This is a genomic window from Flavobacterium sp., assembly GCF_031423415.1.
In the GTDB taxonomy this organism is placed as follows: domain Bacteria; phylum Bacteroidota; class Bacteroidia; order Flavobacteriales; family Flavobacteriaceae; genus Flavobacterium.
In genome coordinates, this window is record NZ_JANPFL010000066.1 from 16,316 (window position 1) to 31,177 (window position 14,862).

Genomic DNA, 14,862 nt, shown 5'->3' on the forward strand with positions numbered 1-14,862 from the left:
TTCAAAATCATTAATCACTTTGCGCCTTCGCGTCTTTGCGGTAAAATAAACTTAAGAATAAGCGGGATGGCGTAGAGCCTCGCAATGACAATATGGAAAAAGTAAAAGCCAAAAAACACCTCGGACAACATTTTTTGAAAGACGAAAGCGTAGCACAAAATATTGCCGACACTTTAAATCTAGAAGGCTACGAAGATGTATTGGAAATTGGACCAGGAATGGGCGTTTTGACCAAATATTTATTGGAAAAACCTATTACAACTTATGTTATCGAAATTGACACTGAATCGGTGGATTATTTGGACGCTAATTATCCAAAATTACACGGAAAAATCATTTCTAAAGATTTCTTGAAATACGATGTAAACGAAGTTTTTGGTGGCAAGCAATTCGCCATAATTGGAAATTTTCCCTATAATATTTCCACTCAAATTGTCTTCCGAACATTAGAATTGCGCAACCAAATTCCTGAATTTGCAGGAATGTTCCAGAAAGAAGTTGCTGAACGCATTTGCGAGAAAAAAGGAAGTAAAACCTATGGAATTCTATCGGTTTTAGTTCAGGCTTTTTATAATGCCGAATACTTATTCACGGTTGATGAACACGTTTTTATTCCTCCTCCAAAAGTAAAATCTGGGGTTTTGCGTTTGCGTAGAAAAGAAAATTTTAGCTTGCCTTGTGGCGAAAAGTTATTTTTCACAGTAGTGAAAACTGCTTTCCAGCAGCGCAGAAAAACATTGAGAAATAGTTTAAAAACACTAAATTTGTCCGATAGTTTAAGAGAAAACGAAGTTTTTAACCTTCGTCCTGAACAACTTAATGTTGAACAATTTATTGAACTTACACAAAAAATAGAAGCCGATGGACTTTAAAATCAGCAAAGGATTTTCTAAAGAATTAAAAAAACACATCAAGAACAAAAACAAAAGGGAACTTGAAGTTTTGCTTAATGATTTGCACCATGCTGATATTGCTGAAATCCTCGAAGATTTAAGTTTCAAAAGTGCTATTTACCTTTTTAAGGTTTTAGATTCTGAAAAAACTGCCGAAATTTTACTGGAACTTGACGAAGATTTACGGGAAAAAATATTAAACCGGCTTTCGCCAAAAGAAATTGCGGAGGAACTAGACGAACTTGAGACTAATGATGCTGCCGATATTATTGCAGAACTTTCGGAATTAAAGAAAGACCAAGTAATTTCAGAACTTCAAGATGAAGGTCACGCTAAAGATATTGTCGATTTGTTGCGTTATCCAGAAAATACTGCTGGGGGTTTGATGCACAAAGAATTGGTGAAGGTTAACGAAAATTGGAATGTTTTTACCTGCATCAAGCAAATGAGAATCCAAGCCGAAAACATCTCCAGAGTGCATTCTATTTATGTAGTTGATGATGAAGATACATTGTTAGGACGGTTGTCACTCAAAGATTTATTAACTACTTCTGCAAAAACACCTATTAGTGAAGTCTATATCAAAAAATTAAATTCGGTCGATATTTATATCGAAGATGTTGAGGTGGCGCGTATTATGCAAAAATACGATTTAGAAGCCATTCCCGTTACAGATGAAATCGGTAGATTGGTCGGTCGAATCACTATCGATGATATTGTGGACGTAATCAAGGACGAAGCAACAGAGGATTACCAGTTAGCGGCGGGTATCTCACAAGATGTTGAAGCCGATGACAGCATTATAGAGTTGACAAAAGCCCGTTTGCCTTGGTTGGTGTTGGCGCTTTTGGGAGGTTTTGTCTCTGTAAAAGTACTCGGATTATTTGGAGGAGCAATGACCAATCACGGAAATTTATTCTTTTTTACACCGTTAATTGCAGCGATGGCAGGAAATGTGGGTGTACAATCTTCGGCAATTATTGTTCAGGGTTTGGCAAACGACACCTTGAGTGGTTCCTTGTTCAATCGATTGATAAAAGAAGTTTCGCTGAGTTTGTTGAATGGAGTAATTCTGGCCGCCATTTTGTTTTTAGGAAGCCATTTTCTACTGAACGTAGAAATTATAATAGGAATTATCGTTACTATTGCCTTAATTTCAGTGATTATTATAGCTTCGTTAATCGGGACATTTGTGCCAATTTTATTAGATAAGTTTGGGATTGATCCCGCGCTCGCAACTGGGCCATTTATTACAACTAGCAATGATATTTGCGGAATTCTTATTTATTTTACAATAGCCAGATTGATTTTAGGATTTTAAAATACACATAAATGAAAGTACATATTATTGGCGGAGGAAATCTTGGAGTTTCCATAGCATTGGGATTAACTCGATTTTCGAAAGACAATCAAATCACTATAACCAGAAGAAACACTTCAAGTATTCTGTATTTGGAACAATTGGGTGTAACTGTTTCTACGGATAACAAACATAATATTCAAGAAGCAGATGTTATTATTCTGACCATAAAACCGTATCAAGTAAGCACCGTTTTGGCCGAAATTCTTCCTGTAATTTCCAATAAAGTTATTGCGTCAGCAGTAAGTGGATTGTCGATTGAAGCGCTTCAAAACAAAATAGGAGATTCAAACAGCGCCATCCGAATTATGCCCAATATTGCGGCTCAATTTGGCGCTTCGGCCACGTGTATTGCTTACAATGAAAAAGACAAAGAGAATGCACAAAATGTAGTGGCGCTTTTCCAAGACTTAGGAACAGCTCCCATTATTGACGAAAAATTAATGGATGCGGCTACAGTTTTGGCGGCAAGCGGAACAGCTTTTGCTTTGCGTTATATTCGCGCTTCAATGCAAGCGGGAATCGAAATAGGATTTGATTGGAAAACAGCATTGGCTATTTCAGCACAAACCGTAAAAGGAGCTGCCGAAATGATTATGGAAGAAAACATACATCCGGAACAATTGATTGATAGAGTGACAACACCACAAGGATGTACGATTGCCGGATTGAACGAAATGGAAATGCACGGATTCAGCTCTTCATTAATTAGAGGAATCAAAACTTCTTTGAAACAAATTAAAGGGTAAATTTTAGAATATAAATTATGAAAAGGGAATTTTGTTTTAGCTGAATTCCCTTTTTTGTATTTAATACTAAGCAAATTATTTTTTTGTTTTATGTTTAGCTTTTTGAAGAGATGTTTTCTTTAAAGTAAATTTTAGCCAAAAGAAGCCCAAAGTTCCTGCAATAAAAGACGCAATTAAAATAGCGATTTTAGAATAGGTAATTACTGCTGAACCATCATTTTTAAAGGCAAGAAGCGTAATAAAAATGGACATTGTAAACCCAATTCCTCCCAACATTCCTGCGCCAATAATGGTTTTCCATTTTAAATCTTGTGGCAATGCACAAAGTCCCAAACTCACGCCTAAGAAAGAAAAAAGAAAGATTCCCAATGGTTTTCCAATGATAAGTCCAAGGAGAATTCCAAGTGAATTAGAATGAGTTAAGCCCTCTTGCCAGCCAGAATTAATAGCGATACAAGTATTGGCAACAGCAAACAAGGGCAGAATTACAAATGCCACCGGTTTGTGTAAAAAATGTTGTAAAATATAAGAAGGCGATTTCTCGCTTCCATCTCCAAAAGGAATGACAAAAGCCAGTAAAACCCCAGTAATAGTAGCGTGAACACCGGAATTTAGCATAAAATACCACATTGCAATTCCGCCAATAAGGTAAGGAATCAAGTTGTGAATCTTCATCCTATTTAGAATGAACAAACCAGCCATAATACCTAAAGCTATGGCTAAATTTACAAAAGTAATCGTCGTTGTGTAAAAAACCGCAATCACGATAATAGCGCCCAAATCGTCGATTACAGCCAATGCTGTTAGAAATATTTTCAAGGAAGCAGGAACACGATTGCCTAAAAGCGATAAAATTCCGATAGCAAATGCAATGTCTGTCGCCATTGGTATTCCCGCTCCGTTTTGAGTTGCGGTTCCAAAATTCAACAATAAAAATAATCCCGCAGGAACAATCATTCCGCCTACTGCTCCAAAAATAGGTAAAGCCGCATTTTTGATACTAGATAATTCGCCGAGATATATTTCGCGTTCTAATTCCAATCCTATCAAAAGAAAGAAAATTGTCATCAAACCATCGTTAATCCAATGCGTGATGGATTGGTGGCCAACTTCTATTACCCAAAATTGAATATATCCGGTTTGAAGTGGAGAATTGGCAAGGTAAAGCGACAATATAGTTACAAAAAGAAGAATAAGTCCACCTGCTTTTTCACTTTGAAAAAAGGATTTAAAGGTTTTTGTTAATTTCATATTTAAATTCTTTTTATTTAATCCATATCTGTAAAAAGGGACGCTGATACAACGGATTTGCTTCGCAAAGACGCTGAAAAGAATTGATTTTTCAAATTAGTTTTCAAAATCCGTTTTGAGCTGTTTTATCGCAACGCGAATCGGCGTTTATCGGTGTTTAAAAAACTCATACAAATTTAAACAATTGCAACACTAAATCCTTTTAACAAAACGATAAACCGCATTTTTTTTGTTATTTTGGGAGGTTGTATTTAGAATGAGTACTAGCACAATTTAAATTTTCAAACCACATAGCACAATTGATTTTATAAAGTAGCATGAAGAAATCTTCGATTTTACATAGAATCACATAGCTATGAGTAAACAAAGTGCCTATGTACTCTTTTTTTGCATAAATTTGAATTTTCTATGTGGTTTAAAAAAAGAAATACATAAATACGCTTAAATTAGAAACACTTTTTATGGACATCAAAATCCTTCATATCGATAGCAATCATCCACTGCTTTGGGAGCAACTGGAGCAAGCTGGATTTATAAATCACGAAGATTTCACGTCTTCTAAGGAAGAAATTGAAGCCAAAATCCAAGATTATCAAGGAATTGTCATCCGCAGTCGATTCAAAATTGACAAAACACTTTTAGACAAAGCCACAAATTTACAATTCATAGCCAGAGTTGGAGCAGGTTTAGAAAGCATTGATTGTGATTATGCGTTATCCAAAAACATCCAACTCATTGCTGCACCCGAAGGCAATAGAAATGCCGTTGCCGAGCATACTTTGGGAATGATTTTGTCGCTTTTTAATAATTTGAATCAAGCCGACCGCGAAATAAAATCAGGACAATGGAACCGAGAAAAAAATCGTGGGCACGAACTCAATGGGAAAACCGTGGGCATTATTGGTTACGGAAATATGGGAAAATCCTTTGCCAAAAAACTTCGTGGTTTTGAGGTAGAAGTCTTGTGCTGCGACATTCAGGAAAATGTGGGTGATGAAAATGCGCGACAAGTTTCTTTAGAAGAATTGCAACAGAAAACAGATGTGTTAAGTCTTCATATTCCTTGGACACCTGAAACAGACAAGATGGTAAATGCTGATTTTATAAATGCTTTTGCCAAACCATTTTGGATAATTAATACTTCAAGAGGGAAAAATATTATCACGGCTGATTTAGTTGAAGCAATGCAAACCGGTAAAGTTCTCGGCGCTGGTTTAGACGTTTTGGAATATGAAAAGTTGTCTTTTGAAACACTTTTTACACACAAAGAAACTCCAGTAGCTTTTCGATATTTATTAAAAGCAAAAAATGTAATTCTATCTCCGCATATCGCGGGTTGGACATTTGAAAGCCACGAACGATTGGCACAAGTGATTGTTGATAAAATTAAGGCGATTTGGGTATAAAAAATTTACATATTAATAACACGACTTTTCTGTAAAATTATTATATTAGCAAACGCAATGGAGTTCAGAAACCATAAAACGAGGCGTAACCGAAAAGCCACAAGAGTAGGAATCAGCTAATATTTTTAATTATGATTGAATGGTACAAAAAAGTAGTTTTCGAAAACTACGCAAATTTTAATGGTAGAGCTAGAAGAAGTGAGTATTGGTATTATATTCTTGCCAATCTTATAATTTTAATAGTCGCCGCAGTTATTGACAGCGTTACAGGTTTAAATTTTGAACCTCTTCCTTATGGCATAATATACTCAATTTATGCTATAGCAACATTTCTACCAGGTATTGCTGTTGCTATTAGGCGCTTGCACGATGTGGGTAAAAGCGGATGGTTTCTCTTAATTTTATTTTTCCCTTTGATTGGTTCAATTTGGTTGCTAATTTTAGCTTGTAGAGAAGGAGATCAAGGTACCAATCAATATGGTCCAGATCCTAAAAATGAATTTGATGAAATTGATGAAATTGGAACTACAGAAGCATAATTAAAAATTGAAACTTAAATCATTTCAATAATTTTTATATTTTTACCCTAACCATTTAACAATCAATTTATGGAAAACACAATAACCGAACATTGGAACCGTCCAAACAACCCGATACCTGTATTTAAAGTTGATCCGGTATTAGTATTAATCTTAAGTTTTATAACTTGCGGATTGTATCTTATCTATTGGAACATAAAAGTGGCCGAAGTACTTAATGCAGTGGCCGAACGAGAAGTTATTTCTCAACCGATAGCTATTTTTGCAGGATGTTGTTTTCCTGTAAACATCTATTTCTTTTATTTAGCAGGTAAAGATGCATTGCCTCAAGTGTATAAACGCATTGGTTATCCGCAAAAAGACGATTCAACATTATTGATTGTTTTAGGGTTTATCTTTCCAATGGCTGCAGCTATGATTGTTCAAAATGACATCAATAAATTATACAATTAATACAAAATCAAGACGTAAAATTTACGGAATCATTGGCGCAGTTATTACGCTGATGGTTCCGTTTTTTTTGCTGTTTTTCAATCAAAATACGCATCTCGAAACGGATCAGTCTTTGTGTCCCTTGAAAATGCTCACGGGATTTCCTTGTCCTGGTTGTGGAATTACAAAATCGCTGGTCTTTTTATATGAAGGCGATGTACAAAAAAGCTTGTACTATCATATTCTGGGACCATTTGTAGTTGCGTTTTGCATTGCTACAATTGTACTGCTTTCGTTAGAATTATTAACAAAAAAAGAATATTTGAATCACTTGCTATTCAATAAAAAATTTGCCTATAGTTTGGCTATCTTTCTAGCATGTTATCATTTCATACGAATCATTTACTTTATAAATAATAATTCTGTGAATGACATTTTGAAACAATCGATTTGGAGGTAAAAAAAATCGAAAGAATCGAAAGAATTGAAAATCTACAATCTCAAATCTGCAATCTAGAATCTCACTCTTCTTTCTCTGCTAACTTTCTTTCTAATTCTGCCTGAAATTCTTCCATTACGGGTTTCATGGTGCTGTCAGGAATATCAGAAATTCTAATATACATTAAACCATCAATCGCATTATTAAACATGGGGTCAACGTTAAAAGCTACGACACGCGCATTTTGTTTGATGTATTTTTTGATTAAAACGGGTAAACGCAACATCCCAGGTTCCAATTCGTCAATCAACTTGTCAAATTTATTTAAATCGGCTTCGGCTTCATCAAAAATAAAATCTTTATCGGCATCTTTCAATTTGACTTTAAATGCTTTTCTCGGATGAATATATTGAGCAATATAAGGATCATAAAAATTCGATTTCATAAATTCGATCATTAATGATTTCGAAAAATTAGAAAATTGATTGCTAATACTCACACCACCAAGTAAGAATTTATGCTCTGGATGACGTAACGTAACATGAATAATTCCTTTCCAAAGCAAGAAAAGAGGCATCGGTTTTTGTTGGTATTCTTTGATAATAAAGGCGCGACCCATTTCGATCGAATGATGAAGCATATCGAATAATTCGGGTTCAAACCCAAATAAATCTGTTAAATAAAAACCTTCAACACCATACTTCGGATAAATTTCTGACCCTAATCCCATTCTGTAAGCGCCAGCAATTTTTTTGGACTCAACATCCCACAAAAATAAATGACGGTAATAGGCATCATAGGAGTCTAGGTCTATAGATTCATTCGTGCCTTCGCCAACTTCTCTAAAAGTAATTTCTCGCAATCGTCCTATTTCGTGCAGGATATTTGGCATTTCACTGGCTTTTGCAAAAAACACTTCATAGTTTTTGCTTTCTAATAATCGGCAATCTTTTTCTCGCAAAGCATTTACTTCAGCAGTCACATTGTCTTGACTTGTAGCATTCGCGATTTTCTTTGGATTCTTCGGCAGTTTTAAATTGGGTTTTGGCAAAAACGGCGTTTCCTTTTCAAAAGGCTTCGCCAACATATAGGTTTTTCGTCTTAAAAATTCAGAATATTCATCAAGCGATGTATATTCATTTTGTTCTGCAACCGAAATGGGTTTGCCAATACGCACTTTAATGGTGCGATTTTTTTGGCTAAATACTTCTGACGGTAATTTTGCGGTTCGTAAAGTGTCACTAATTTTTGAAAGCATATAAAACAACCAACTGTTTTTGGCGTGAAAATAGATAGGAACAACGGGAACTTGTGCCTTTCTAATCACTTTTATAGCCCCTTCTTCCCAGGGTTTGTCCACCATCAATTTCCCATCTTTATAAGTAGAAACTTCGCCGGCAGGAAACATTCCTAGTGGTTTTCCATCGCTCAAATGGCGCAATGTCTCCTTGATTCCTATCACGCTCGACTTTGCATTTTTATGATTTTCGAATGGATTTACTGGCATGATAAAAGGCTTCATCGGATCGATTCGATGCAAGAGGAAATTGGCAATAATTTTGAAATTAGGTTCTTTTTCCAGCATTAATTTCAGGAGTAAAATGCCGTCAATTCCTCCTAGAGGATGGTTTGAAATAGTGATGTACGCTCCGTCTTTAGGAAGTCGTTTTAAATCCTGTTCGTGAATTTCGAATTTTATTTGTAAATCATCTAATAGGGCATTCAGAAACTCCACATCTTTCAAGTGTTTGTTTCTGTCATATACTTTGTTGATGGTTGAAATTTTCAAAACCTTCATCAATAACCAACCCGAGAAAGTACCTAAAATTCCGTACTTATCTGTGTTTATTGCTTTTGAAACTTCTTTTGCGGTTACTAAACCCATATAGCTAACTTGTATTTTTTGAGTACGAAACAAAGATAGCAAAAAACTCGATTTTCTGTCTTTTTTTGAAATCAATCTTTATAGTTTTCATTACTTTTGAACCACAAATAAACATGCAATGAAAATCATTTCTTATAACGTCAACGGCATTCGCTCCGCAATCTCAAAAGGTTTTATCGCGTGGTTACAACAAGCAAACCCCGATGTAATTTGTCTTCAAGAAATAAAAGCAACTCCAGAACAAATTCCGCTTTTAGATTTTGAACTCGCAGGATATCCCTATCATTACTGGTTTCCAGCGACCAAAAAAGGCTACAGCGGTGTAGCTATTTTATCGAAAATCAAACCCAATAACGTAGTTTTTGGAACAGGAATTGAACATATGGACTTCGAGGGAAGAAATCTTCGCATCGATTTTGACGATTTATCGGTGATGAGTTTGTATTTGCCTTCTGGAACTAATATCGAAAGATTGGATCATAAATTTATGTTTATGGATGATTTTCAAAATTATATTAATGAACTTAAAAAGGAAATTCCTAACCTCGTGATTTGTGGCGATTACAACATTTGTCACGAAGCAATAGACATTCACGATCCGATTCGAAATAAGAAAGTTTCGGGATTTTTGCCCGAAGAAAGAGCATGGCTAGACGGTTTTATGAAAAGTGGATTCATAGACAGTTTCCGATTTTTAAATAAAGAACCCAACAATTATACCTGGTGGACGATGCGATTTCCTTCGGCAAGATTAGAAAATAAAGGTTGGCGCATCGATTACTGTTTGGTAAGCGAGCCATTGAAGCAAAAAATAAAAAGAGCCGTTATCTTACCTGAAGCTAAACATTCAGACCATTGTCCGAGCTTGGTGGAGATAGAATAATTAATGGCAATATCAATATCAATATCAATTTCAAAAATCAATTAGAAAAGGTTACAATAATAAATTTAAAAAAATGATAAAAAGAATTTCCCTAGGATTGCTACTTGTAGCCCTTTCCACTTCTTGCGTTTCCAAGAAGATTTATACTGATTTAGAAAGCAAATACGCTGATTTGAAAAAAGAAAACAGAAGTATTTCAGACGAAAATACGGACTTGCTAAAAGCAAAAAGCCAACTCGAATTAGAAAAAGAGACCTTAAATAAAGAATTGGCAAAAATAAAATTAGAGCGCGAAAAACTGCAAGCAGATTATGCGGCTTTAAACAAAAAAAATGATGTTTTGAATAGTTCTTACGGAGCTTTAGAAAAAAACAGTAGCGAATCCTTGAAAGCCAATATGGCCAAAAACCGTGAATTACTTGACCAATTAGGTGCCAAAGAAAAAGCATTAGCACTTGAAAGAGAGCAATTAAATAAAAACAACAAACGCCTGCAAGAGCTTGAAGCTTTGATTGCTGCAAAAGAAGCTAGTATGCGAAAATTAAAAGAAACACTTTCAAAAGCTTTGAATGGCTTTGAAGGAAAGGGCTTGACTGTAGAGCAAAAAAACGGAAAAGTATATGTTTCTGTGGAAAACAAATTACTTTTTAAATCAGGGAGTTGGGCGGTGAATTCCGAAGGAAAAAAAGCTGTTGTCGAAGTGGGCAAAGTCTTGGGCGACAATCCTAATATTGCAGTTTTGATTGAAGGTCATACCGATGATGATCCATTTGGCGGTTCTGGACCTATTGCCGATAACTGGGATTTATCGACCAAAAGAGCCACAGCAATTGTAGCCATTTTAAGCGAAAACAAAGCGGTCAACAAGCAAAATTTAACAGCTGCTGGAAGAGGCGAATTTTCGCCCTTGGCAAGTAATGCAACAGCCGATGGAAAAGCCAAAAATCGTAGAATCGAAATTATCTTGACACCAAGATTAGACGAAATCGCTGAAATGTTGAAGGAGATAAATTAAATTACCCTGACTTTATAAAGTTCAAAACTTTGCATTTACCACTAAATACCATACGAACGGGTATGAGTGTCAAGCTTGGTGGATATAAAAAAATCTGTACCTTTGTTTTGACGAAATATAAGATCTTAGACTTTAAAATATAAAATTATGGAAGCAATCAATATAACCGCTTTTACAAAAGACGCTTCGCAAATTGAGGCTATCAAGGCTTGTATGAAAGCTTTAAAAATTAAATTTGAGATTGCCGAAAAACCGTACAATCCAGAGTTTGTGGCTAAAATAAAACGTAGTGAAGAACAGTATAAAAAAGGTCAGTTTACTAGAGTTAAAGCGGAAGACTTGAATCAATTTATTGATAACTTATGAGTTATGATTTAGATTTTACGGATGATGCTAAAGCGGATTTGAAATTTCATAAAAAATCGGGCAATAAAATAATTCTGAAAAAGATTGTTAGTTTTCTTGAAGAATTAGTGGAACATCCCTACTCTGGAACTGGAAAACCTGAACCACTAAAATATGATTTATCAGGCAAATGGTCTCGAAGAATTAACCAAGAACATCGACTCGTTTATGAAGTACTAGAATCAATTGTTAAAATTCACTCCGCTAAAGGACATTATGACTAAAAACCTCACAGAATTTGTGAGGTTTTTTGTTTGACTTATTTATTGCTTCGAGGGCAAGAAATCACTGCACGGTAATTTATAATTTGTTATAAAGGTGCAAAGGTGGAGTTCCGATAGCTAACGGAATCGCACAGCACCCAGGAATAGGGCAATAATTTTATTTTAGGGAAAAACTCCTTTAGTGGATAACGAACCACCCGAAAGGATTCGGGCGGTAGCGGGGAAATCGCCGAAATGTTGAAGGAGATAAATTAAAATTTAATCAATATATCCATATAGGTTCGCATAAAAAAGCGGACCTTTTTTATTTTAAAAAATTGTTAATACAACAACCAATTGTCAGACTAAACTTTACTTTTGTACCCAATAATTTTATTACATCAAATCAATGAAACACACCACTTTACCCAATACCGACATAAAAATTAGTAAGATTTGCCTAGGCACCATGACTTTTGGTCAACAAAATAGCGAAGCCGAAGGTCACGCCCAAATGGATTATGCGCTCGAAAAAGGAGTCAATTTTTTTGATACCGCTGAAATGTATTCCGTGCCGGGCAGAAAAGAAACCTACGGAAGCACCGAGAGAATCATAGGAACTTGGTTCAAAAAATCAGGAAAAAGAGAAGAAGTAGTACTGGCTACTAAAATTGCTGGACCAAGTCCGGGTATGCCTTACATCAGAGAAAATATGGATTTTTCTCCGGCAAGTATCGCTTTGTCAATAGACAAAAGCTTGACTCGATTGCAAACCGATTATATCGATTTGTACCAATTGCATTGGCCAGAACGCAAAACTAATATGTTTGGTCAACGCGGTTTCAAAGTACAAGACGATGCTTGGGAAGACAACATTCAAAATATTTTAGAAACTTTGGATAGTTTTGTTAAACAAGGAAAAATAAACCATATCGGACTATCGAATGAAACGCCTTGGGGAATGATGCGATTTCTCGAGGAAAGCAAGTACCATAATTTACCAAGAATTGCTACAGTACAAAATCCATATTCTTTGTTGAGCCGATTGTTTGAAGTGGGTTCTAGTGAGGTTTGTATGCGCGAAAATGTGGGTTTATTAGCTTATTCGCCATTGGGTTTTGGTCGTTTGACTGGAAAATTCCTCAATGGCGAAAGTCTTCCTAAATCTAGAATTGAATTGTTTCCTCAATTTGCAAGATACAACAGTACTCAATGTACCGAAGCCACAAAATTGTATAATGAAATTGCTTTGAAAAATGGTTTGTCTTTAACAGAGATGTCTTTAGCATTTGTAACCCAACAAGCTTTTGTAACTAGTAATATCATTGGTGCCACGACAATAGAACAATTAAAAGAAAATATTGCCTCAATCGATGTGGTTTTATCGGATGAAATTATTGGAGAAATCAATGCGGTTCAGGCGGTAATTCCGGATCCAGCACCTTAAAAATAGTGTTCAGTGATCAGTTTTTAGTGATCAGTTAGCAACGAAACTGACCACTAAAATAGTTATCAGTGTTCAGTGTTCAGTGCAAAGTGACGTTAAAATAGTAAGCAGTGTTCAGTGCAAACTGACCACTGACCACCGACCACTGATCACTGACCACTCTTTACAAATTATCAATCACCTTATCTTTAGGATATTTTACTCGGTAACTTATCCTAATTTTTTTGGTTTCATTGGGTTTTAAATCCAAATCCCAAGTAAGAATTCCAGTTTCGGCATTTACTTTTGCACTATCACTTTGCAGTAATTCAATTTCGATTTCCTTGTCTGAACTCAATGGATATTGATCTTTGAGCAACAATTGAGCTGCTTCTTTTTTGTTGTTGCGAACAGTAATATCATACGTAAAAGTCTGTTCTTTCTTAGAGGACAAAAATTTTGTTCCTGATTTATCCGCGACTTTTTCGCGCTTGATGGTTATTTTCTTGTCTCTTCCCATACTTAAATTCAGTGTGTCCGAAGTTTGACTTGGATTAATGGTTGTTTTGCCTACGTACATTCCTTCGAAAATAATATTGGCTTCACCTTTCAATAAATTGTATTTGGAATAATCCACAATTTCTGCCAATAAGAATGCTTCTTTTTCGATTCTTGGAGCGGCATAATATTTGAAAGTTGCCGGAATTTTTATTTCTTTCAACGCCACGCTATGCGCTTTTCCGTTGGATAAAATATCATAAGGAATGTCAATATCGAAAGAAATATTGAGTTGGTTTTCGTTGATAGTGGTGTAGTTCGAAATAGAGAAGTTTGTACTTTTATCAAAGTTTTTTCTTTTAGTACTATAACCGGTCACAACTACTGCTTGTAATTCACTTTCTCTGGCAAAAGCAACATTAGGTGTTTCTTGCAATGGTTGATACCTCAAAAACCAAGGATTTACAGTTGGTGCTTGATTATTCTGGTTCGGATTACCGCTGGACAAAGTCAGTTTTACTTTTTTCCAATCGATGCCTGTGTTTTGAGCGACTTCGGCTTTGTACATCATATTCATTGGTTCGCCAATGCTGTTGGCGCGCAAATCATAGAATGGTTTCCAAGTGGCAGCATTCGTCAAATAATTGATTTCCAAATCCACATTGCCGGCAATCTCGTTCATCACCTGAATAATCAGTTTTCCGTCGGAAGTTTTATCTTCTTTTTTGGTGTTGATTTCTAGTTTTGAATTTAGTGAAACCAATTTTTCATGGAGTTTAATGGATTTTTCAATTAAAGCATCATAATTATTCTTTATTTCGGTTCGTTTCAGTTTGTAATAATCGACCATTTTCATTAATTCAGCCACATTCAAACCCGAATTTATGCCAGAAATTTGTTGGTTTTTATCCAATAATTCTATGGCCTTGGCTTCGGATTCCCGAGTGTTTTCGACTTTCTGAATTTCTTTTTTTACCAAATTAATGCTGTCGCGCACTTTTTTGATAGCAGGATTGGTTTCATCTATGTCATATTCTGAAACATAATCGTTGGTGAACTGTACCGAAAGTACCGTAACGTTTAATGGTGCACCAATTTGAATCGTGTTTTCATTCAAAGCATTGGAAACATTTTTAATTACGATTTCGCTCGTTCCTTTTGGAAGCATAGCCGATGTGGTTTGAGAAATTTCGGTAGAGTTGAAATAAACGGTCGCCGCTTTTACTTTGGCAGCAACAAATATTGGTTTTTGTGCAAAGGCTGTTGCCGAAATCAAGAACGCAAATAAGAGAAGGAATTTTTTCATAATGAGTCAATTTATGTTTGTCTTTCTATAGATAGTCAACCCTTAAAAAGAGCTATTTTTAATTTCCACAAAAATAGGAATATTATTTTCAGGATAGAAGTTGAACAAATAATTAAGCCAAAAAACAATTTGTTCCTTGATTTGGTTGAATCGGAGCTTAAAATTGTACCCG

At 35.4% G+C, this 14,862-nt stretch carries 15 protein-coding genes; 12 read left to right on the plus strand and 3 right to left on the minus strand.

Annotation, left to right across the window (positions count from 1 at the left end; genetic code table 11):
• Positions 1-92 precede the first annotated feature (92 nt).
• Genes rsmA through proC form a run of 3 tightly spaced genes read left to right on the plus strand, consistent with a single transcriptional unit; the run spans position 93 to position 3,002 of the window.
• Complete coding sequence (gene rsmA, locus RMO83_RS07055; protein WP_310558971.1) at positions 93-872, plus strand: 16S rRNA (adenine(1518)-N(6)/adenine(1519)-N(6))-dimethyltransferase RsmA; 780 nt, start codon at positions 93-95, stop codon at positions 870-872.
• Positions 862-2,214, plus strand: coding sequence for a magnesium transporter (gene mgtE / locus RMO83_RS07060; RefSeq protein WP_310558972.1), 1,353 nt, complete (start codon positions 862-864; stop codon positions 2,212-2,214). Before rsmA ends, mgtE begins: the two co-directional genes overlap by 11 nt.
• An 11-nt stretch (positions 2,215-2,225) precedes the next feature.
• Positions 2,226-3,002 carry a pyrroline-5-carboxylate reductase gene (proC, locus tag RMO83_RS07065; RefSeq protein WP_310558973.1) on the plus strand — a complete coding sequence of 259 codons (777 nt, stop codon included), beginning with the start codon at positions 2,226-2,228 and terminating at the stop codon, positions 3,000-3,002.
• Between the two features lie 75 nt (positions 3,003-3,077).
• Here the strand turns inward: proC and nhaA are convergent, their stop codons facing one another.
• Entirely contained in the window at positions 3,078-4,253 is a 1,176-nt protein-coding gene (nhaA, locus tag RMO83_RS07070) for a Na+/H+ antiporter NhaA (RefSeq protein WP_310558974.1), read from the minus strand.
• Between the two features lie 461 nt (positions 4,254-4,714).
• On the opposite strand from nhaA, the gene RMO83_RS07075 reads away from it, so the two are divergent.
• The 4 genes from RMO83_RS07075 (at position 4,715) to RMO83_RS07090 (ending at position 7,090) form a co-directional block, all read left to right on the plus strand.
• Positions 4,715-5,659 (plus strand): 2-hydroxyacid dehydrogenase, encoded by a 945-nt coding sequence (locus RMO83_RS07075; protein ID WP_310558975.1) that lies wholly within the window; start codon positions 4,715-4,717, stop codon positions 5,657-5,659.
• A 131-nt stretch (positions 5,660-5,790) separates the two neighbouring features.
• Positions 5,791-6,198: a DUF805 domain-containing protein gene (locus RMO83_RS07080; protein WP_310558976.1), complete on the plus strand. Its 408-nt coding sequence runs from the start codon at positions 5,791-5,793 to the stop codon at positions 6,196-6,198.
• 69 nt (positions 6,199-6,267) lie between these two features.
• Complete coding sequence (locus RMO83_RS07085) at positions 6,268-6,651, plus strand: DUF4234 domain-containing protein (protein WP_310558977.1); 384 nt, start codon at positions 6,268-6,270, stop codon at positions 6,649-6,651.
• Entirely contained in the window at positions 6,626-7,090 is a 465-nt protein-coding gene (locus RMO83_RS07090) for a DUF2752 domain-containing protein (RefSeq protein ID WP_310558978.1), read from the plus strand. The genes RMO83_RS07085 and RMO83_RS07090 overlap by 26 nt, the downstream gene beginning before the upstream one ends.
• A 61-nt stretch (positions 7,091-7,151) precedes the next feature.
• Here the strand turns inward: RMO83_RS07090 and RMO83_RS07095 are convergent, their stop codons facing one another.
• Positions 7,152-8,954: a lysophospholipid acyltransferase family protein gene (locus RMO83_RS07095; protein WP_310558979.1), complete on the minus strand. Its 1,803-nt coding sequence runs from the start codon at positions 8,952-8,954 to the stop codon at positions 7,152-7,154.
• A gap of 118 nt (positions 8,955-9,072) precedes the next feature.
• Between RMO83_RS07095 and RMO83_RS07100 the strand changes: the two genes are divergently transcribed.
• From RMO83_RS07100 to RMO83_RS07120, 5 genes are all read left to right on the plus strand, one after another.
• A complete protein-coding gene (locus tag RMO83_RS07100) occupies positions 9,073-9,837 on the plus strand; it encodes an exodeoxyribonuclease III (RefSeq protein ID WP_310558980.1) in 765 nt (254 codons plus the stop codon).
• A 73-nt stretch (positions 9,838-9,910) separates the two neighbouring features.
• Positions 9,911-10,852 carry an OmpA family protein gene (locus tag RMO83_RS07105; RefSeq protein WP_310558981.1) on the plus strand — a complete coding sequence of 314 codons (942 nt, stop codon included), beginning with the start codon at positions 9,911-9,913 and terminating at the stop codon, positions 10,850-10,852.
• 147 nt (positions 10,853-10,999) lie between these two features.
• Positions 11,000-11,218: a DUF2683 family protein gene (locus RMO83_RS07110; RefSeq protein WP_310558982.1), complete on the plus strand. Its 219-nt coding sequence runs from the start codon at positions 11,000-11,002 to the stop codon at positions 11,216-11,218.
• Positions 11,215-11,481, plus strand: a complete 267-nt coding sequence (locus RMO83_RS07115) for a Txe/YoeB family addiction module toxin (protein ID WP_310558983.1) — start codon at positions 11,215-11,217, stop codon at positions 11,479-11,481. Before RMO83_RS07110 ends, RMO83_RS07115 begins: the two co-directional genes overlap by 4 nt.
• Before the next feature lie 388 nt (positions 11,482-11,869).
• On the plus strand, positions 11,870-12,907 hold the full coding sequence (locus RMO83_RS07120) for an aldo/keto reductase (RefSeq protein ID WP_310558984.1): 1,038 nt from the start codon (positions 11,870-11,872) through the stop codon (positions 12,905-12,907).
• Between the two features lie 163 nt (positions 12,908-13,070).
• Here the strand turns inward: RMO83_RS07120 and RMO83_RS07125 are convergent, their stop codons facing one another.
• Positions 13,071-14,690 (minus strand): DUF4139 domain-containing protein, encoded by a 1,620-nt coding sequence (locus RMO83_RS07125; protein ID WP_310558985.1) that lies wholly within the window; start codon positions 14,688-14,690, stop codon positions 13,071-13,073.
• Between the last annotated feature and the right edge of the window lie 172 nt (positions 14,691-14,862).

Coding starts and splice junctions, on each gene's coding strand:
- rsmA (WP_310558971.1), top strand. CDS start 93: ATGGAAAAAGTAAAAGCCAAAAAACACCTCGGACAACATTTTTTGAAA.
- mgtE (WP_310558972.1), top strand. CDS start 862: ATGGACTTTAAAATCAGCAAAGGATTTTCTAAAGAATTAAAAAAACAC.
- proC (WP_310558973.1), top strand. CDS start 2,226: ATGAAAGTACATATTATTGGCGGAGGAAATCTTGGAGTTTCCATAGCA.
- nhaA (WP_310558974.1), bottom strand. CDS start 4,253: ATGAAATTAACAAAAACCTTTAAATCCTTTTTTCAAAGTGAAAAAGCA.
- RMO83_RS07075 (WP_310558975.1), top strand. CDS start 4,715: ATGGACATCAAAATCCTTCATATCGATAGCAATCATCCACTGCTTTGG.
- RMO83_RS07080 (WP_310558976.1), top strand. CDS start 5,791: ATGATTGAATGGTACAAAAAAGTAGTTTTCGAAAACTACGCAAATTTT.
- RMO83_RS07085 (WP_310558977.1), top strand. CDS start 6,268: ATGGAAAACACAATAACCGAACATTGGAACCGTCCAAACAACCCGATA.
- RMO83_RS07090 (WP_310558978.1), top strand. CDS start 6,626: ATGACATCAATAAATTATACAATTAATACAAAATCAAGACGTAAAATT.
- RMO83_RS07095 (WP_310558979.1), bottom strand. CDS start 8,954: ATGGGTTTAGTAACCGCAAAAGAAGTTTCAAAAGCAATAAACACAGAT.
- RMO83_RS07100 (WP_310558980.1), top strand. CDS start 9,073: ATGAAAATCATTTCTTATAACGTCAACGGCATTCGCTCCGCAATCTCA.
- RMO83_RS07105 (WP_310558981.1), top strand. CDS start 9,911: ATGATAAAAAGAATTTCCCTAGGATTGCTACTTGTAGCCCTTTCCACT.
- RMO83_RS07110 (WP_310558982.1), top strand. CDS start 11,000: ATGGAAGCAATCAATATAACCGCTTTTACAAAAGACGCTTCGCAAATT.
- RMO83_RS07115 (WP_310558983.1), top strand. CDS start 11,215: ATGAGTTATGATTTAGATTTTACGGATGATGCTAAAGCGGATTTGAAA.
- RMO83_RS07120 (WP_310558984.1), top strand. CDS start 11,870: ATGAAACACACCACTTTACCCAATACCGACATAAAAATTAGTAAGATT.
- RMO83_RS07125 (WP_310558985.1), bottom strand. CDS start 14,690: ATGAAAAAATTCCTTCTCTTATTTGCGTTCTTGATTTCGGCAACAGCC.